Origin of the sequence: Variovorax monticola (assembly GCF_051216855.1) — a bacterium.
In the GTDB taxonomy this organism is placed as follows: Bacteria; Pseudomonadota; Gammaproteobacteria; order Burkholderiales; family Burkholderiaceae_C; genus Variovorax.
The window spans coordinates 464,742-482,893 of record NZ_JBPJZP010000002.1 but is presented as its reverse complement, the minus strand read 5'-3'; the positions used below and the strand labels follow the sequence as shown (position 1 = coordinate 482,893).

The window sequence follows — 18,152 nt, the reverse complement described above, 5'->3', positions numbered from 1 at the left end:
CCGCAGGTTCAGTAGCCTGCCGCCAGGCCCGTGTTGCGGCGCGGATCGTTGGCGCCATAGAAGCGGTTGGCCCCCACCGGCTTGCCGCCCAGCGAAGGCGCGCCCACGATGATCGCCGCGAGGTGGTTGGCCGGTTGCGGCACGCCCAGGTTGTGGCCCATGTCGGTCAGGATCTTTCGCGTGTCGGGACTCAGCGCGAAGATCTCGACGTTGGTGACGTCAGGCAGCCATTGCTGGTGAAAGCGCGGCGCATCGACGGCTTCCTGCACGTTCATGCCGTAGTCGACCACGTTCAGGATGGTGTGCAGCACGGCCGTGATGATGCGGCTGCCGCCTGGCGTGCCGACCACGAACACCGGCTTGCCGTCCTTCGACACGATGGTCGGGCTCATCGAACTCAGCGGGCGCTTGCCCGGGGCGATGGCGTTGGCCTCGCCCTGCACCAGGCCGTACATGTTGGGCACGCCGATCTTGGAGGTGAAGTCGTCCATCTCGTTGTTCAGCAGCACGCCGGTCTTGGCGGCCGTGACCTTCGCGCCGAACCAGTCGTTCAGCGTGTACGTGACGGAAACGGCATTGCCCCACTGGTCGGTGATCGAGTAGTGCGTGGTGTTGCTGCCTTCGTGCGGCGCGACGCCGGGCTTGATGTCCTTCGACACACCGGCCTTCTTCGGGTCGATGGCCGCGCGGATCTTCTCGGCGTAGCCCTTGTCGAGCAGGCGGTCCATCGGGTTCTTCACGAAGTCGGGGTCGCCCAGGTAGCTGTTGCGGTCCACGTAGGCGTGGCGCATGGCCTCGATCTGGTAGTGCACCGACTGCGCCGAACGGAAACCCAGGTCCTTGAGCGGGTAGCCCTCCAGGATGTTGAGCATCTCGCAGATGATCACGCCGCCCGAGCTCGGTGGCGGTGCCGACACCACGCGGTAGCCGCGGTAGTCGCACTCCACGGGCGCGAGTTCGCGCGTCTTGTACTGGTCCAGGTCGGCCTGCGTGATGATGCCCTTGCCGGCCTGGCTCGACGCCACGATGGCATTGCCGACCCAGCCCTTGTAGAAGCCGTCGGTGCCCTTGGCGCTGACCTCTTTCAGCGTCTTTGCCAGGTCCTTCTGCACCAGCTTCTGGCCGACCTGAAAGGGCTGGCCCTTGTTCAGGAAGATGGCGCCCGAGACCGGGTCTTTCTGGAAGTCGGCGGTGGCGGTCCAGAGCATGTCGATGTCGCCCTGCTCCAGCGCGAAGCCCTTGTCGGCCAGCTGGATCGACGGGGCGATCAGGTCGGCGCGCTTCATGGTGCCGTACTTCTCTCGCGCGTACTCCATGCCCGATACCGAGCCCGGCACGCCCACGGCGAGGTGGCCGTTAGTGCTCAGGCCCTTGACGACGTTGCCGTCCTTGTCGAGGTACATGTTGGCCGTGGCGGCCAGCGGTGCCTTCTCGCGGAAGTCGAGGAAGGTCTTGCGGCCGTCGGCCAGCTGCACGGTCATGAAGCCGCCGCCGCCGAGGTTGCCCGCGGCTGGGTACACCACTGCCAGCGCATAGCCCACCGCGACCGCTGCGTCGACGGCATTGCCGCCGCGCTTGAGCACGTCGACGCCGACCTTGCTGGCCAGGTGCTGCGCGCTCACGACCATGCCGTGCTCGGCCGCGACGGGCGCCTGCGACGCCGCGTGGGACGCGCCGGCGGCCGCCAGCGCGAGCACCGCCGCAGCGGCGGCGCGCAGGTGGGGGGTCCAGTGAATGGGTTGCATGCGGGAGTCTCCTCTGTGGTCGATGAAGAATGAAATGTCAGGCGGTGAGCAAGGCCTTGCGTCGCAAGGAAGCCAGCGCCAGCGCAACTTGCTGGCGGGCGAATTCTTTCACCTCCGACGGGTCGGTCAGTGGTTGGTCGTTCTTGACGAAGCGCAGGCGACCGTCGCGCACTTCGGCTTCGAGGTGTTCGGCCAGCGCATCGTGCGAGCGCGTGCCGTCGAGCTGCCCCAACAGGCTGCGCTCCAGCGGCGACAGTGCCACGGACTCGTGCCACTGGTTGCATGCGCTGGCTGTCGTGCCCGCGCCCAAGGGCAACGTCGGCGCGCTTCGCACCGCGGGCAGCGCCTGGGGCAGGCCGGACACCGCAGCGGCCACGGGCACCGGCGAGCGACGGATGCGCAGGGCACCGAGGATCAGCAGTTCCTCGAGCATGGCCATTACAACGGGCTCGGCGCTGGCGGGCGATTCGTCGCAGAGCCCGGCCGCGGCTTCGATCAAGGCTTGCGGCGACATCGACGAGGGGTAGCTGGCATCCAGCAACCGGGCCACCGCCTTCTGCACCGGCAGCCCCGGCGTGACCTTCAGGCCGCGAATGGCATTGCAAGGCTGCGCTTGCGCATCGCGCGTGAATGCGCCGCCGTCTTCGGGGGTGAACACGCCTGCGAACTCGAGCGCACGAAGGCGAGCGGGGTCCAGCCTGTAGCGAACGCTCTCGGCGTTCGCCTGCTTGACCAGCAGCGTCTGACGAAAGGTGCGGTTGACCAGGAAGTCGAGGTACTGCTCCATCAGGACCTGGCTGCCGCCGCATTCGCGCAGCAGCGGGTCGCGCACCTTCTCGCCGTAGTTCTGCACGAACATGGTCGAAGGCTCGGCGTCGCACAGGTAGGCGAGGCCGTGGGCGTCGACACGGGCGACGAATTCCTTGAAGTAGCACGGCGCGTTGCAGGGCTCGAGGAACTCGTGCATCAGGTACGAACTGCTGGCGCTGCGCACGATGGGCATCGCCTCTTCGAGCGTTTTCTTGAGCACGCTGTCGGGGCGCGCCGATTGCTCCAGGAACTCCAGCATGCCGCGTGCGTACGAGAGCTGTTCTTCCGGCGTGTCGCGTGGCCCGCCGCGCAGCATCATGGCGTCTCGCACGATCTCACGCGCCTTCCAGCCGGGGTACACGTTGTAGCTGACGTAGGCCACGCCGTTCGGCGCCAGGTTCTGCGAGCAGATGCGCAGGATCGCGTCCTGCACGGGTCCCGGCACCCAGCTGTACACACCATGGCAGACGATGTAGTCGAACTGGCCGAAGGAAGCGTCGATGTCCGCGATGTCGAATGCTTTCAGTTCGATGTTCCGCACTCCCGCATGCCCGATGGCCGCCACGCCGTGTGCGACCTGCACCGGGGACAGGTCGACGCCGACGGCTTGGGCCTGCGGGTGGCGCGCCGCGAAAGGAATCAGGTTGCCGCCAGCAGCGCAGCCGAGTTCGAGCACGCGAGCTTTGGACGGGTCGGGCGCATCGAGCCCGAAGAGGAAGGCCAGCGTTTCCAGGTGCTCCATCGCCGATTGGGGAAACGGGTGCGAGTCATAGGGCACTTCGTTGTAGTAGCGGGTCAGCGTGGAGGTCAGGGTATCCGGCACGGGTGTCCTTTTTCGGGATCTGGGCGGGCGCATACGGCTTGCGCGCGGCGTGGTGCAGCGAGACTTGCAGCGACTGCAACGCGACAACGCTGGGCGACTATAGCCTTGGGTTGAAGCGAAAAAACGTTGGCCTGTGCGGTGCTTCGCGAACAGGCGCATAAAAAAAACCCAGCCATTCGGCTGGGCTTGAAAGCCTATCTGCTGGCATGCATCAAGGCCCCCGCACAGGTTGACCAGCGGGGGACGGTTTACCCGTCAAGGAGAAATTTGAAGGCAAAGGCGCGAGCACAGTGAGAATGACAGGGCGCAGCCAACGCGCGGCCGCGTCCTCGGGCCACATGGCACGCAGCCGCTCGTCGCGCCACAGGTCTCTTGCGACGTCTTCCAGTTCGACGACGTCCACGGTGTGCCACTGCCGCTGCAGCCGGTGCGCACAGGCGGCGATCCAGAGTGTGGCGGGCATGGTTTGCATGGGCATAGTCTACTGTATATTTGTACAGTCTTTTCAGCAAGGAAATCCGCAATGCCTGCTACCGAGGAAACCACCGGCCCGACCAACCATGCGGTTCAGGAGGCCCTGGCCTGGATATTGAAATTCGCTCATGCGTGGCAAACCATCGAGCCGGCGCCGGGAAGGCTGAGCATCGACGGCTTCATCATCTGGGGGCCGGTACTCTACGAAAAGCACAAGCGCGAAGACCCCGTGCAGCTGGCGCGACAACTGTTCGGTAATCCGGGAAGCTACTTCCGCTATCTCTACCCTGACCGCGAACACGGGGCAACGATCCCCGGTCTTAGAATGGCCTGATGAATTGGCGCACACTGCTTCCGCTTGCCTTGGTCCTCACTGGCTGCTCTACCCCTCCCAACGAAGTCACGCAGATCCGTGAAGGCGTCCTTAGGGCCGTGACCTATGTCCAGGCTGCGGATTATTGCGACGCAAGAAGCAAGACACCGCGTTGGCTCGGCAAGGCACAGGCCGAACAGGGCATCCTGTTCCAGTGCAATTGAACATCCGAGGTTTGCGAAACGGGCGCTGAACAGCGCTTGATGATGTGCACGCCTTCACTCGGCCGGTCGATGGGCTCGAGTGTCGTCGGTTTGAAGGGAAAAGCATGCGACCACACACCGTGGTGGTACCCATGGCGGGCCTCACGTTCAGTGAGACCCTTCCGCAAGAATGTGGTGGAGCTGGGGGGATTTGAACCCCCGTCCGCAAGCCTTCATCGCGCAGTTCTACATGTTTAGTGATCTGATTTAAGTCTCGCTTCCTGAGTCGCGCAGTCACACGCTAAACCGGACGCCAGCACCCTATTTTCTCGCCTCGACCCAAGGTACCCGGATCGAAGCCAGCCCATGTAATTATCTTTGCAGCCGGGAGGTTTCAGATTGCTCTGTCACCCCCTTGCCCAGCCCATCGGCCTGCTGTTGCAAAGCTCACTGGCAATTAAGCAGCGAGTGCGAAACGTTCGTCGTTTGCAGTTAGTTTGTTTGAATCTGTTTTACGAGCGCATTCAGCTCGACATGCCCCGCTGCGACTCCGAACCCACGTCGAAACCAGTGCAGCCCCAAGAATCCTATTTTAGGCGCTATTGAGCAACTTCAACAGCTCCAGGGGCGAAGAGATTGAAGCATCTGCCTTCCATCGCGTCGAATCTGCCTGCGTTCCCATGTAGCCATAGGTAGCCGCGACCGTCCGCATGCCCGCGGCGCGCCCCGCGACGATGTCGCGCTCATCGTCGCCGACGTAGATGCAAGCTTCCGAAGGCACGCCGAGGCGGCGAGCAGCTTCATGCAAAGGCTCGGGATGCGGCTTGGCGAACGGGGTGGTGTCGCCACTCACCACCGCGCCGGCACTCGCGAAGAGCGCCATGGCGCGCGTCAGTGGATCGGTGAAACGCATCGACTTGTTGGTAACGACACCCCAAAGCAGGCCCTGTTTTCGCAACGCGTCGATCAAGGCTTCAACGCCGTCGAACACTTGCGTGTTGAGCAGCATGCGGCGCTCATAGGTGACGAAGAACTCCTCGCGCAGTTCGTCGAAATCGGGCGATTCCGGCGTGATGCCGAACGCCACGCCCAGCATTCCCCGCGCACCGGCGCCGGCCATAGGCCGATAGCGCTCGAGTGGGTACGACGCGAGGCCGCGATCGGTGCGCATCTTGTCAACAGCCGTGCCCAGGTCGGGCGCACTGTCGATCAGCGTACCGTCGAGGTCGAACAACACGGCCCGCGTCGTTGCTCCCGTCATCCTTGCGACTCCGGCAAGGCGGCCTTTTGCGTCGCGAACATGTAATTGACGCTGGTATCGCCACTGAGCCAGTAGCGCCGGGTCAACGGGTTGTGTTCCAAGCCCCGGGTGTGCCGCAGGTCCAGGCCCGCAGCGCGGCAGTAGCCGGCAAGCTCGCTCGGACGGATCAATTTCGCGTACTCATGGGTTCCACGCGGCAACATGCCCAAGACGTATTCGGCGCCCACGATCGCCAGCATGAAAGCCTTCAGGTTGCGGTTGATGGTCGAAAAGAACACCCACCCGCCCGGCTTCACCAACGTAGCGCAGGCTTGAATGACCGAGGCCGGCTGCGGCACATGCTCGAGCATCTCCATGCAGGTGACGACATCGAAGCTGCCTGGCTGCTCGGCAGCAATGGCCTCGGCGCTGATCTCCCGGTACTTCACCCCTCGCGTGCCAGCCTCGATCGCATGCAGTTGCGCGACCTTGAGCGCCTTGCCTGCGAGGTCGATGCCCAGGACATCCGCGCCTTTGCGCGCCATGGAGTCAGCCAGGATGCCTCCGCCACAACCTATATCGAGCACACGACGCTGTGAGATCGGTGCAATACCTTCAATCCATTCAAGGCGTAATGGATTGATTTCATGCAGTGGGCGGAATTCGCTCTCCAAATCCCACCAACGATGTGCGAGCTCTGAAAACTTGGCCAGTTCGGCCGGGTCTGCATTCACATTTTCTGTCATGCAGCGATTATGAAGCGAGCAATGCCTGTCGAACATTGCATCGGCTTTGACAAAGGTCGCTCGTCAATTCGACGCCCATAAAAAAACCCCGCCTAAGCGGGGTTTTCACGGTCGATGGAATCGATCGATCAGTTGGCGCGGGTGCCAACCACTTCGATTTCCACGCGACGGTTCTTGGCGCGGCCTTCCTTGGTGCGGTTGTCAGCCACTGGCTGCTTCTCGCCCTTGCCTTCGGTGTAAACGCGGTTGCGTTCGATGCCCTTCGAGACCAGGAAGGCCTTGACGGCTTCGGCGCGACGCACCGACAGACGCTGGTTGTAGGCGTCCGTACCGATCGAGTCGGTATGGCCCACAGCGATGATCACTTCAAGGTTGACGCCACGGATCTTCTCGACCAGATCGGTCAGCTTGGCGCGACCTTCAGGCTTGAGGACCGACTTGTCGAAGTCGAAGAAGGCATCGGCAGCGAAGGTCACCTTCGAAGCAGCGACTTGTGCCGCCGGTGCAGGAGGCACCACGCCAGGAGCGGGAGCAACAGCAGCCGGAGCAGCCGGAACCAGAGCGCCGTCGCAACCGGCAGCAGCCGTAGCAGGCGTCCAGTTGGCATCGCGCCAGCACAGTTCATTGGTGCCGTTCTTCCAAACCAGTTCGCCAGTGCCGTTCTGCCAGTTGTCGATCGTAGGACCGCCGTCCGCAGCGGTGACACGGGTCTGCGCGCCGGCGGCAGTGGCGAGCGCAGCGACTGCAAACATCATCGCCACTTTATTCAGTTTCTTCATGGTTCTCCTCTTGGGGAAAAAGCCGCAGCCGCGCTGCGAATCAAGGACGCTTTAAGTGACCACCACCCAAAACGTTGAGGCGATTGTGCCATAGGGTCTTTGGCAAACAGGCCGCCGGGCACCCCGGAAGCGTAAGACGGAGGCGGAATAGGCGCCTTGTGTTGCGGCGTTGCGACACCCCTCACAGCGTAAAATTTCGCCTTCCTGCCGCCAGCCACTCGCTCATGACCTCCTTCGCAAAAGAAACCCTGCCCATCAGTCTCGAAGAGGAAATGCGCAGCAGCTATCTCGATTACGCCATGAGCGTGATCGTGGGCCGAGCGCTTCCCGATGCGCGGGACGGCCTCAAGCCGGTGCACCGGCGCGTGCTGTTCGCCATGCACGAGCTCAACAACGACTGGAACCGGCCATACAAGAAGTCGGCCCGTATCGTCGGCGACGTCATCGGCAAGTACCACCCGCACGGAGACCAGTCGGTCTACGACACCATCGTGCGGCTGGCCCAGGATTTTTCGATGCGCCACATGCTGGTTGATGGCCAGGGCAACTTCGGGTCGGTCGACGGAGACAACGCGGCCGCAATGCGCTATACGGAAATTCGGCTGGCCAAAATTGCGCATGAAATGCTGGCCGATATCGACAAGGAAACGGTCGACTTTCAGGACAATTACGACGGCTCGGAAAAGGAGCCGAAAGTTTTACCGAGCCAGTTGCCCAATTTGCTGGTCAATGGCTCGGGCGGTATTGCGGTCGGCATGGCCACCAACATCCCGCCGCACAACCTGAATGAGGTCGTCGACGCCTGTCTTCATCTGCTGCGAAATCCCGAAGCCAGCATCGACGAACTGATGGAAATCGTGCCCGCGCCCGACTTCCCCACCGCCGGCATCATCTACGGCATCAACGGTGTGAAGGACGGCTACCGCACAGGTCGCGGCAAGGTCGTGATGCGCGCCCGGTGCCACTTCGAGGACATCGACCGCGGCCAGCGCCAGGCGATCATCGTGGACGAGCTCCCCTACCAGGTCAACAAGAAGACGCTGCAGGAGCGCATGGCCGAGTTGGTGCACGAGAAGAAGATCGAAGGCATCAGTCACATCCAGGACGAGTCCGACAAGTCGGGCATGCGCCTGGTGATCGAACTCAAGCGCGGCGAAGTACCCGAGGTCGTACTGAACAACCTCTACAAGCAGACGCAGCTGCAGGACACCTTCGGCATCAACATGGTGGCGCTGGTCGACGGCCAGCCCAAGTTGTGCAACCTGAAGGACCTCATTCAGGTCTTTCTGCAGCACCGCCGCGAAGTGGTCACGCGCCGCACCGTCTTCACGCTGCGCAAGGCCCGCGAACGCGGCCATGTACTCGAGGGCCTGGCAGTGGCGCTCGCCAACATCGACGAGTTCATCCGGATCATTCGCGAATCGCCGACGCCGCCCGTGGCCAAGGCAGAGCTGATGACCCGCAGCTGGGACAGCAAGCTGGTGCGCGAGATGCTTACGCGTTCACGCGCCGATGGCGGCGTGATCAACGCCGACGACTACCGCCCCGACGGCCTCGAGCGCAACTTCGGCATGGGTTCCGACGGTCTCTATCGCCTGTCGGACACGCAAGCCCAGGAAATCCTGCAGATGCGCCTGCAGCGCCTGACCGGCCTCGAGCAGGACAAGATCGTCGCGGAATACAGGGAAGTCATGTCGGAAATCGACGACCTGCTCGACATCCTGTCCAAGCCCGAGCGCGTCTCGATCATCATCGGCGACGAACTCGGCACCATCCGGCAGGAATTCGGCCAGACCAAGTTGGGCGCACGCCGCAGCCAGGTCGAGCACAGCGCGTTCGACCTGTCGACCGAAGACCTGATCACTCCGACCGACATGGTGGTCACGCTCTCGCACAGCGGCTACATCAAGAGCCAGCCGCTGGGCGAATACCGCGCGCAAAAGCGCGGCGGCCGCGGCAAGCAGGCCACGGCGACGAAGGAAGACGACTGGATCGACCAGCTCTTCATCGCCAACACGCACGACTACATCCTGTGCTTCTCCAACCGCGGCCGGCTCTATTGGCTCAAGGTGTGGGAAGTGCCTGCGGGCTCGCGCGGTTCGCGCGGACGGCCGATCGTCAACATGTTCCCGCTGCAGGAAGGCGAAAAAATCAACGTCGTGCTGGCGCTGACCGGCGAAAAACGCGTCTTCCCGGCCGACCAGTACGTGTTCATGGCCACGTCGATGGGCACCGTCAAGAAGACCGCGCTCGACGAGTTCAACAACCCGCGCAAGGGCGGCATCATTGCCGTCAACCTTGATGAAGGCGACTACCTGATCGGCGCCGCGCTCACCGACGGCAAGCACGACGTGATGCTCTTCAGCGACGGCGGCAAGGCCGTGCGTTTCGACGAGGAAGACGTTCGTCCGCTGGGCCGCAATGCACGCGGCGTGCGCGGCATGTCGCTGGACCCCGGACAGGGTGTGATCGCCATGCTGGTGGCCGAGGACGAGCAGCAAAGCGTGCTCACCGCCACGGAAAATGGTTACGGAAAGCGCACAAGCATTACGGAATACACCCGACACGGCCGGGGAACCAAAGGCATGATCGCGATTCAACAGAGTGAGCGCAACGGCAAGGTCGTTGCCGCCACACTCGTGCATGCGGACGATGAGATCATGCTCATCACCGACAAGGGCGTGCTGGTGCGCACCCGGGTTGCCGAAATTCGCGAATTGGGTCGCGCGACGCAAGGCGTCACGCTGATCGGGCTCGACGAAGGCGCCAAACTCAGCGGACTACAACGTATCGTCGAAAACGACGCGAACGGCGAAAGCGAGCCGGACGCGGACGATACTTCCTCATCTTCAACGGAGAATCCTCAGTGAAAAAAATCAAACTCGCACTTCTGACGGTCGCCCTGGCAGGCAGTTCCATGGCCGCAATGGCCCAGGACAAGGCAACGCTCATCAAGCAGTTCGTCGACATCCAACGCCCCGGCATTGAATCGCTGGCGCGCGGCCTGGTCGAGCAATCGAGCGCTCCGATCGCACAAGCGGGTTCGCAGTATCTTCAGACGCAAGTGCCTGAAGCCAAGCGTGAATCGGCCGCCAAGGCCGCCGATACCGAACTGAAGAAGTACTTCGACGACGCCTACCCGATCGTTCGTGACAAGGCCATTCAACTGGCACCGGGCGCCCTGACGCCGCTGCTCGAGCAGAACTTCAGCGAAGATGAACTCAAGCAACTGCTGGCCTGGATCAACTCGCCGCTCAGCAAGAAGTACCAGGAACTGAACCCGAAGATGCAGACCGCATTGACGGAAAAGCTGGTGACCGACACGCGCGCCACCATCGAACCCAAGATGCGCGCGCTCGACGAAAACGTGGCCAAGGCACTGGGTGCCCCGACCGAAGCCCCCGCTGCCAAGGCACCCGCCAAGGCTCCAGCCAAGAAGTAAAAGCAACGTGACCCAGCAGCAGACGCCGGCCGGCAAGCGCCCCTACAACTTCTCGGCCGGTCCGGCTGCCATGCCGGAGGCGGTGCTGCAACGCGCCGCCTCCGAGATGCTCGACTGGCAGGGCAGCGGCATGAGCGTGATGGAGATGAGCCATCGCGGCAAGGAATTCGGTGCGATCTGCACCCAGGCCGAAGCCGACATCCGCACGCTGCTGGCCATTCCCTCGAATTTCCACATCCTGTTCATGCAGGGTGGCGGGTTGGGCGAGAACGCCATCGTGCCGCTGAACCTGTCGCGCGGCAAAACCGCCGACTTCGTCATCACTGGCAGCTGGAGCGTCAAGTCGCACAAGGAAGCGCAGCGCTACTGCACGGCGCGCGTGGTCGCGACAAACGCCGACGACCAGCACACGAAACTGCCCGATCCCGCGACCTGGCAGCTGTCGAAGGACGCCTCGTACGTGCATGTGTGCTCCAACGAGACGATCAACGGCATCGAGTTCCAGCAATTGCCCGACCTGGCGGCGCTTGGCAGCACGGCCCCGCTGGTCATCGATTTTTCGTCCCATGTGGCCTCGCGCGGCGTCGACTGGTCCCGCGTGGGCCTGGCCTTCGGTGGCGCCCAGAAGAACCTCGGCCCGGCCGGCCTGACGATCGTGGTCGTGCGCGACGACCTGCTCGGTCATGCGCTGGAGATCTGCCCGAGCGCGTTCAACTACAAGACGGTGGCCGACAACAACTCCATGTACAACACCCCGCCGACCTGGGGCATCTACATGGCGGGGCTCACGTTCCAGTGGCTGCTTGCGCAGAAGGAAGGCGACCTGACGGGCGTGGCTGCCATGGAGCACCGCAACATCGCCAAGGCGAAGCTGCTGTACGAATTCATCGACGGCTCCGACTTCTACGCCAACCGCATCGACCCGAGCTGCCGTTCGCGCATGAACGTGCCCTTCTTCTTGGCAGACGAAGGCCGCAATGAAGCGTTCCTGGCCGGCGCGCGCAAGGCAGAACTGCTTCAGCTCAAAGGCCACAAGTCGGTCGGCGGCATGCGAGCAAGCATTTACAACGCCATGCCGATGGCAGGGGTGCAGGCCCTCGTGGGCTACATGCGAGAATTCGAGCGATCGCACGCCTAGTCGCGCGCCCCGCTCAGTTGCTCGCACCGATGACCGATTCCGCACCCACACCACCCTCTTCTTCCGCCGACAAATCCGAAGGCCTGTCCGATCTGCGCGTGCAGATCGACTCGCTCGACCAGCGACTGCTCAGCCTGCTCAACGAGCGGGCCCACGTGGCCGAACTGGTCGGCGAGGTCAAGAAGCGCGAGGGCACGCCCTTCTTCCGCCCCGACCGTGTGGCGCAGGTCATCGACAAGATGCAAAAGAGCAATGGCGGTCCGCTCAAGGACCTCCATGTCGCGGCCATCTGGCGCGAGATCATGTCGGCCTGCCTGGCGCTCGAATCGCCGCAGCGCGTGGCGGTGCTGGGCCCCGAAGGCACCTTCTGCGAACAGGCCGCCATCGAGTATTTCGGCGGCGCCGCCGACCTGGTCTATTGCGCCAGCTTCGACGAGGTTTTCCACGCCACGGCGGCGGGCAGCGCCCAGTACGGCGTGGTCGGTGTCGAGAACTCGACCGAAGGCGTCGTCACCCGTTCGCTCGACCTGTTCCTGCATTCACCCACCCATGTCGTCGGCGAAGTCAGCCTGCTGGTGCGCCATCACCTGCTGCGCAGCAGCAACTCGCTCGAAGGCATCGAGGCCGTGCTGGCCCACCCGCAGGCGCTGGCGCAGTGCCAGACCTGGCTGTCCAAGCACCTGCCGAACGCCGAGCGACGCGCCGTTTCGAGCAACGCCGAAGGCGCCCGCCTCGCGGCCACCAACCCGGCCTGGGCCGGGCTGGCCGGCGAACGCGCAGCCACCCGCTTCGGCCTGCACATCGTGGCGCACGCCATCCAGGACGACTCGTACAACCGCACCCGCTTCTCGGTGATCTGCCTGCCGCAGACGCTGGCCATGCCGCCGGCGTCGGGGCGCGACTGCACGAGCCTGATCGTCTCGGTACCGAACCGCCCTGGCGCGGTGCACGACCTGCTGGTGCCGCTGAAGGCCAACAACGTGTCGATGACGCGCTTCGAGTCGCGCCCCGCGCGCACCGGCCAGTGGGAGTACTACTTCTACATCGACCTCGACGGCCACCCCTCGCAGCCCAACGTGGCCGCGGCGCTGGCCGAGCTGCGCGGCCTGTGCGCCTTCTACAAGGTGCTGGGCGCGTACCCCGTCAAGGCCTGATCGGCAGGCAGACAGACAGCATGTTCGAACAACTGGGACTGATCGGCTGCGGCCTGATGGGCGGCTCCTTTGCGCTCGCGCTCAAGCGCGCGAAGCTGGTGAAACGCGTGGTGGGCTACAGCAAGTCGCCTTCCACCACCGAGCGAGCGAAACAACTCGGCGTGATCGACGTGGCGGCGCCCTCCGCGCTGCTCGCGGTGTCGGGCGCCGACATCGTGCTGCTGGCCGTGCCGGTGGCGGCTTCGGAAGCCACCTTCAAGGCCATTCGCCACGGCATTTCGGCCGACACGCTGGTGATGGACGTGGGCTCGACCAAGGGCGACGTGATCGAGGCGGCGCGCAACGGTCTGCAAAAGCAGTTCTCGAGCTTCGTGCCGGCCCACCCGATCGCGGGCAAGGAACTGTCGGGCATCGAGCACGCCGAGGCCTCGCTCTTCACCGGCCGCCAGGTCGTGCTGACACCGGTCAAGACCACGCTGCGCTCCAACGTGCAGCGCGCCTCGCAGGTGTGGAGCGGCATCGGCGCCCATGTGCTCACCATGACGCACGAGGAGCACGACGCCGCTTTCGCCGCCGTGAGCCACCTGCCGCACCTGCTGGCCTTCGCCTACACCAACGCCATCGCCGCCCAGCCCCAGGGCGACCGCTTCCTGCGCCTCGCGGGGCCGGGCTTTCGCGACTTCTCGCGCATTGCCGCCAGCGACCCTGTCATGTGGCGCGACGTGCTGCTGGCCAACCGCGAACAGGTGCTGCAGCAGTCGCAGGCCTTTCGCAAGGCGCTGGAAGAGCTCGAGGCACTGATGACCGCGGGCGACCTGCAGGCGCTGGAGCAATCGATCGCCGCTGCCAGCAAGACCCGCGCGGCGTGGAAGCCGGCCGCCGGCACGTCGTCGCAGCAACAGGACAACTGACATGTTCTCGACGGCTTTCCTCGACCTCCCGCCGCTGGCTGGCGCCGCCGGCACGGTCCGCCTGCCGGGCTCCAAGAGCATCTCCAACCGCGTGCTGCTGCTGGCTGCGCTGGCCAGCGGCACCACGACGGTCCACGACCTGCTCGATTCCGACGACACGCGCGTGATGCTCGACGCCTTGCGCGCGCTCGGTTGCGGCATCGAGCCGAACGGAAACACGCTGCGCATCACCGGCCTCGGCGGCCAGCGCAAGCCCGACGAAACACTGCTGCCGCTGTTCCTCGGCAATGCCGGCACCGCCATGCGCCCGCTGACCGCGGCGCTGTCGCTGCTGGGCGGCGAATTCGAGCTCAGCGGCGTGCCGCGCATGCACGAGCGCCCGATCGGCGACCTGGTCGACGCGCTCACGCAGCTCGGCTGCCGCATCGACTACCTCGGCAACCCCGGCTATCCGCCGCTGCGCATCCACCCGGTGCCGCACGGCGAACTGGCGCTCGACGCGCCGATCCGCGTGCGCGGCGACGTGTCGAGCCAGTTCCTGACCGCGCTGCTGCTGGCGCTGCCGCTCGCGGCGGGCAGTTCTGCCCCTTCGGCGGGACGCGACATCGTGATCGAGGTGGTCGGCGAGCTGATCTCCAAGCCCTACATCGAGATCACGCTGAACCTGCTGGCGCGCTTCGGCATCCAGGTGCGACGCGACGGCTGGGAGCGTTTCACCATTCCCGCCGGCAGCCGCTACAGCTCGCCGGGCGATATCCACGTGGAAGCAGATGCCTCGTCTGCTAGCTATTTCATAGCGCTGGGTGCAATAGCGACGGGCGTAAACGGCAAAAATGGCATCCGAATCGAGGGTGTGGGCGCCGATTCGATCCAGGGCGACATCCGCTTCATCGACGCGGCCCGCCAGATGGGCGCCGAGATCGACAGCGGCCCGAACTGGCTCGAAGTTCGCCGCGGCGTCTGGCCGCTGAAAGCGATCGACCTCGACGCCAACCACATCCCCGACGCCGCGATGACGCTGGCCGTGATGGCGCTCTATGCCGACGGCCCGACCACGCTGCGCAACATCGCGAGCTGGCGCGTGAAGGAAACCGATCGCATCGACGCGATGGCCAACGAACTGAAGAAGCTCGGTGCCTCCGTCGAGTCCGGGCCCGACTTCATTCGCGTGCACCCGCTGGCGCAAGCCGATTGGCGAGCCGCGAGCATCCACACCTACGACGACCATCGCGTGGCCATGTGCTTCTCGCTGGCGGCGTTCAACCCGGCGGGCGTGCCGGTGCGCATCCTCGACCCGCACTGCGTCGCCAAGACCTTCCCCGACTACTTCGAGACCCTGTTCTCGGTGGCCGAAGCCACCGGGCTGCCGGTGATCTGCATCGACGGCCCGACCGCCTCCGGCAAGGGAACGCTGGCAGCTGAAGTGGCACGCCTGCTGGGCTACCACTACCTCGACTCGGGCTCGCTCTACCGCGTCACCGGCCTGGCCATGCGGCGCGCCGGACTGAGCGCCGAGTCCCGGCACGAGGCGCAAATTGCCACCCTTGCCGCTGCCCTGCCCCTGCAGTTCACCGAGGGCAAGGTGCTGCTCGCCGGAGAGGATGTCAGCGAGGACATTCGCACCGAAGCCGCCGGCATGGACGCTTCGCGTGTATCGACCCTGCCGGCCGTTCGCGAGGCGCTCCTGGCCCTGCAGCAGCGCTTTCGCCGGCTGCCGGGCCTGGTGGCCGACGGACGCGACATGGGCACCGTCATCTTCCCCGAAGCAGCGCTCAAGGTGTTCCTCACGGCCAGCGCCGCCGAGCGCGCCGAACGGCGCCATAAGCAGTTGATTTCAAAGGGTATTTCGACTACACTCGACAGTCTTCGCTCCGACTTGGAAGCACGTGACGCCAGGGACTCTTCCCGCAGCGTCGCCCCTCTGAAGCCGGCGCAGGATGCCCGCCACCTCGACAACTCCCGGCTGTCCATCGAGCAATCGATCGATACGGTGCTGAACTGGTGGCAGCAAGTACAGCCTTTCAAGTCCTCTTGAAAGGCTGGCGCCAGACGGAATTCCGGAAGGCGCATACCGCTCCAGCAGGCTCCTTCCGCGCGACAGCGCACCGGCCTGCTGGTTGTTCAACGAACCCGGGCTCACGCCCACAAAACCGCCGTCTCCAGATCCACAGCAGCCGCACGCAATTTCGCATTAGCGCCTGCCAACCCTGCCTGACGGAAGGAACCATACATGTCTGAATCTTTTGCCGACCTATTCGAAGAGTCCCTGAAGCGTTCCGAAATGCGCACCGGCGAGGTCATCACGGCCGAAGTCGTGCGTGTCGAACACAACCACGTCGTCGTCAACGCCGGTCTGAAGTCCGAAGCGTATGTGCCGATCGAGGAGTTCAAGAACGACAAGGGCGAACTCGAAGTCCAGGCCGGCGATTTCGTTTCCGTTGCCATCGGCAGCGTTGAAAACGGCTACGGCGACACCATCCTCTCGCGCGACACCGCCAAGCGTCTGGCTTCGTGGCTCGCTCTGGAGAAGGCCCTGGAATCCGGCGACTTCGTCACCGGCACCACCAGCGGCAAGGTCAAGGGCGGCCTGACCGTTCTGGTCAACGGCATCCGCGCGTTCCTGCCGGGCTCGTTGATCGACACGCGTCCCATCAAGGACCTGACCCCGTACGAAAACAAGACCCTCGAATTCAAGGTCATCAAGCTCGACCGCAAGCGCAACAACGTCGTGTTGTCGCGTCGTGCCGTGGTCGAAGCCAGCATGGGCGAAGAACGCGCCAAGCTGATGGAAACCCTGAAGGAAGGCGCTGTTGTCCGCGGCGTGGTCAAGAACATCACCGAATACGGTGCGTTCGTGGACCTCGGCGGCATCGACGGCCTGCTGCACATCACCGACATGGCATGGCGCCGTGTCCGCCACCCGAGCGAAGTCGTTCAGGCCGGCCAGGAAATCACCGCCAAGATCCTCAAGTTCGACACCGAAAAGAACCGTGTCTCGCTGGGTCTGAAGCAAATGGGTGACGACCCGTGGATGGGCGTTTCGCGCCGCTACCCGCAATCGACCCGCCTGTTCGGCAAGGTCACGAACATTGCCGACTACGGCGCGTTCGTCGAACTCGAACCCGGCATCGAAGGCCTGGTGCACGTCTCCGAAATGGACTGGACCAACAAGAACATCGCTCCGAACAAGATCGTCTCGCTGGGCGACGAAGTCGAAGTCATGGTCCTCGAAATCGACGAAGACAAGCGCCGCATCAGCCTGGGCATGAAGCAGTGCAAGGCCAACCCGTGGCAAGAGTTCGCGCAAAACACCAAGCGTGGCGACCGCGTCAAGGGTCCGATCAAGTCGATCACCGACTTCGGCGTGTTCGTGGGTCTGGCTGCCGGCATCGACGGCCTGGTTCACCTCTCGGACCTCTCGTGGAACGAAACCGGCGAAACCGCCGTTCGCAACTACAAGAAGGGCCAGGAAGTCGAAGCGCTCGTGCTGGCCGTGGACGTCGACCGCGAACGCATCAGCCTGGGTATCAAGCAGCTCGACAGCGACCCGTTCACCACGTTCACCACCGTGAACGACAAGGGCCAGATCGTGACCGGCAAGGTCAAGACCGTGGACGCCCGCGGCGCTGAAATCGACCTGGGTGAAGACATCCTCGGCTACCTTCGCGCCAGCGAAATCTCCCGCGACCGCGTGGAAGATGCTCGCAACGTGCTGAAGGAAGGCGACGAAGTCACCGCCATCGTCGTGAATGTGGATCGCAAGACCCGCAACATCCAGCTGTCCATCAAGCAGAAGGACATGGTCGACGAACAAGGCGCCATGGCCAACCTGAGCCAGCAGTCGGCACGCGAAAACGCGGGCACGACGAGCTTGGGCGCCCTGCTGCGCGCCAAGCTCGACAACAGCGACAACAAGTAAGCTGAGTCCGGAGACAGAGCAGGCCCCAGGGGGCCGCTCTGTCTTTTTTTTCGTCCACGTTTTTGTGTTTGGCCCATGACCCGCTCAGACCTCGTCGAAGAACTTGCAGCGCGCTTTGCGCAGCTCACGCACCGCGATGCCGAATACGCCGTCAAGACCATCCTCGACGCGATGAGCGACGCGCTGGTGCGCGGACACCGCATCGAAATCCGTGGCTTCGGCAGCTTCTCGGTCAACCGGCGTCCGCCGCGCATCGGGCGCAACCCGCGTTCGGGCGAGAGCGTGCAGATTCCCGAGAAACGGGTGCCGCACTTCAAGCCCGGCAAGGCGCTGCGCGAAGCGGTCGACGCAAAGACCGCGGAACTCGATGCCGGCAAGGAAGCCAAGGCCCGCAAGGCCTGACACGCAGACGATTCGAAATGACTGCAAACGTAGAATGCGCCCGGCAACGGGAA

General features: G+C 64.0%; 15 protein-coding genes and 1 other RNA gene. 9 read left to right on the top strand and 7 right to left on the bottom strand.

Features of this window, described 5'->3' with window-relative positions:
- Nucleotides 1–8: 8 nt before the first annotated feature.
- The 3 genes from ggt to ACSFA5_RS07530 form a co-directional block, all read right to left on the bottom strand.
- On the bottom strand, nt 9–1,745 hold the full coding sequence (gene ggt, locus ACSFA5_RS07540; RefSeq protein ID WP_435443406.1) for a gamma-glutamyltransferase: 1,737 nt from the start codon (nt 1,743–1,745) through the stop codon (nt 9–11).
- Between the two features lie 37 nt (nt 1,746–1,782).
- Nucleotides 1,783–3,378 (bottom strand): class I SAM-dependent methyltransferase, encoded by a 1,596-nt coding sequence (locus ACSFA5_RS07535; RefSeq protein WP_435443405.1) that lies wholly within the window; start codon nt 3,376–3,378, stop codon nt 1,783–1,785.
- Between the two features lie 211 nt (nt 3,379–3,589).
- Nucleotides 3,590–3,841, bottom strand: coding sequence for a hypothetical protein (locus tag ACSFA5_RS07530; protein WP_435443404.1), 252 nt, complete (start codon nt 3,839–3,841; stop codon nt 3,590–3,592).
- Nucleotides 3,842–3,901: 60 nt separating this feature from the next.
- On the opposite strand from ACSFA5_RS07530, the gene ACSFA5_RS07525 reads away from it, so the two are divergent.
- Nucleotides 3,902–4,186 (top strand): hypothetical protein, encoded by a 285-nt coding sequence (locus ACSFA5_RS07525; RefSeq protein ID WP_435443403.1) that lies wholly within the window; start codon nt 3,902–3,904, stop codon nt 4,184–4,186.
- Between the two features lie 375 nt (nt 4,187–4,561).
- On the opposite strand, the gene ssrA is transcribed toward ACSFA5_RS07525, so the two are convergent.
- The 4 genes from ssrA to ompA form a co-directional block, all read right to left on the bottom strand.
- Nucleotides 4,562–4,948: a transfer-messenger RNA gene (gene ssrA / locus ACSFA5_RS07520) on the bottom strand.
- A 12-nt stretch (nt 4,949–4,960) separates the two neighbouring features.
- Entirely contained in the window at nt 4,961–5,629 is a 669-nt protein-coding gene (gph, locus tag ACSFA5_RS07515) for a phosphoglycolate phosphatase (protein ID WP_435443402.1), read from the bottom strand.
- Nucleotides 5,626–6,354 (bottom strand): bifunctional 2-polyprenyl-6-hydroxyphenol methylase/3-demethylubiquinol 3-O-methyltransferase UbiG, encoded by a 729-nt coding sequence (gene ubiG / locus ACSFA5_RS07510; RefSeq protein WP_435443401.1) that lies wholly within the window; start codon nt 6,352–6,354, stop codon nt 5,626–5,628. Before ubiG ends, gph begins: the two co-directional genes overlap by 4 nt.
- 128 nt (nt 6,355–6,482) lie before the next feature.
- On the bottom strand, nt 6,483–7,133 hold the full coding sequence (ompA, locus tag ACSFA5_RS07505; protein WP_435443400.1) for an outer membrane protein OmpA: 651 nt from the start codon (nt 7,131–7,133) through the stop codon (nt 6,483–6,485).
- A gap of 224 nt (nt 7,134–7,357) precedes the next feature.
- On the opposite strand from ompA, the gene gyrA reads away from it, so the two are divergent.
- From gyrA to ACSFA5_RS07465, 8 genes are all read left to right on the top strand, one after another.
- On the top strand, nt 7,358–10,003 hold the full coding sequence (gyrA, locus tag ACSFA5_RS07500; protein WP_435444075.1) for a DNA gyrase subunit A: 2,646 nt from the start codon (nt 7,358–7,360) through the stop codon (nt 10,001–10,003).
- A complete protein-coding gene (locus ACSFA5_RS07495) occupies nt 10,000–10,575 on the top strand; it encodes a DUF2059 domain-containing protein (protein ID WP_435443399.1) in 576 nt (191 codons plus the stop codon). Before gyrA ends, ACSFA5_RS07495 begins: the two co-directional genes overlap by 4 nt.
- 70 nt (nt 10,576–10,645) lie before the next feature.
- Entirely contained in the window at nt 10,646–11,713 is a 1,068-nt protein-coding gene (serC, locus tag ACSFA5_RS07490) for a 3-phosphoserine/phosphohydroxythreonine transaminase (RefSeq protein ID WP_435444074.1), read from the top strand.
- A gap of 29 nt (nt 11,714–11,742) precedes the next feature.
- Nucleotides 11,743–12,867, top strand: a complete 1,125-nt coding sequence (gene pheA, locus ACSFA5_RS07485; protein WP_435443398.1) for a prephenate dehydratase — start codon at nt 11,743–11,745, stop codon at nt 12,865–12,867.
- A gap of 20 nt (nt 12,868–12,887) precedes the next feature.
- The gene (locus ACSFA5_RS07480; protein WP_435443397.1) at nt 12,888–13,778 is read left to right on the top strand and encodes a prephenate dehydrogenase; all 891 of its coding nucleotides are present in this window, start codon (nt 12,888–12,890) and stop codon (nt 13,776–13,778) included.
- 1 nt (nt 13,779) lies between these two features.
- On the top strand, nt 13,780–15,813 hold the full coding sequence (locus tag ACSFA5_RS07475; protein ID WP_435443396.1) for a bifunctional 3-phosphoshikimate 1-carboxyvinyltransferase/cytidylate kinase: 2,034 nt from the start codon (nt 13,780–13,782) through the stop codon (nt 15,811–15,813).
- 195 nt (nt 15,814–16,008) lie between these two features.
- Complete coding sequence (rpsA, locus tag ACSFA5_RS07470) at nt 16,009–17,697, top strand: 30S ribosomal protein S1 (protein WP_187108569.1); 1,689 nt, start codon at nt 16,009–16,011, stop codon at nt 17,695–17,697.
- Between the two features lie 75 nt (nt 17,698–17,772).
- Nucleotides 17,773–18,099: an integration host factor subunit beta gene (locus tag ACSFA5_RS07465; protein WP_093236803.1), complete on the top strand. Its 327-nt coding sequence runs from the start codon at nt 17,773–17,775 to the stop codon at nt 18,097–18,099.
- The last annotated feature ends 53 nt before the right edge of the window (nt 18,100–18,152 follow it).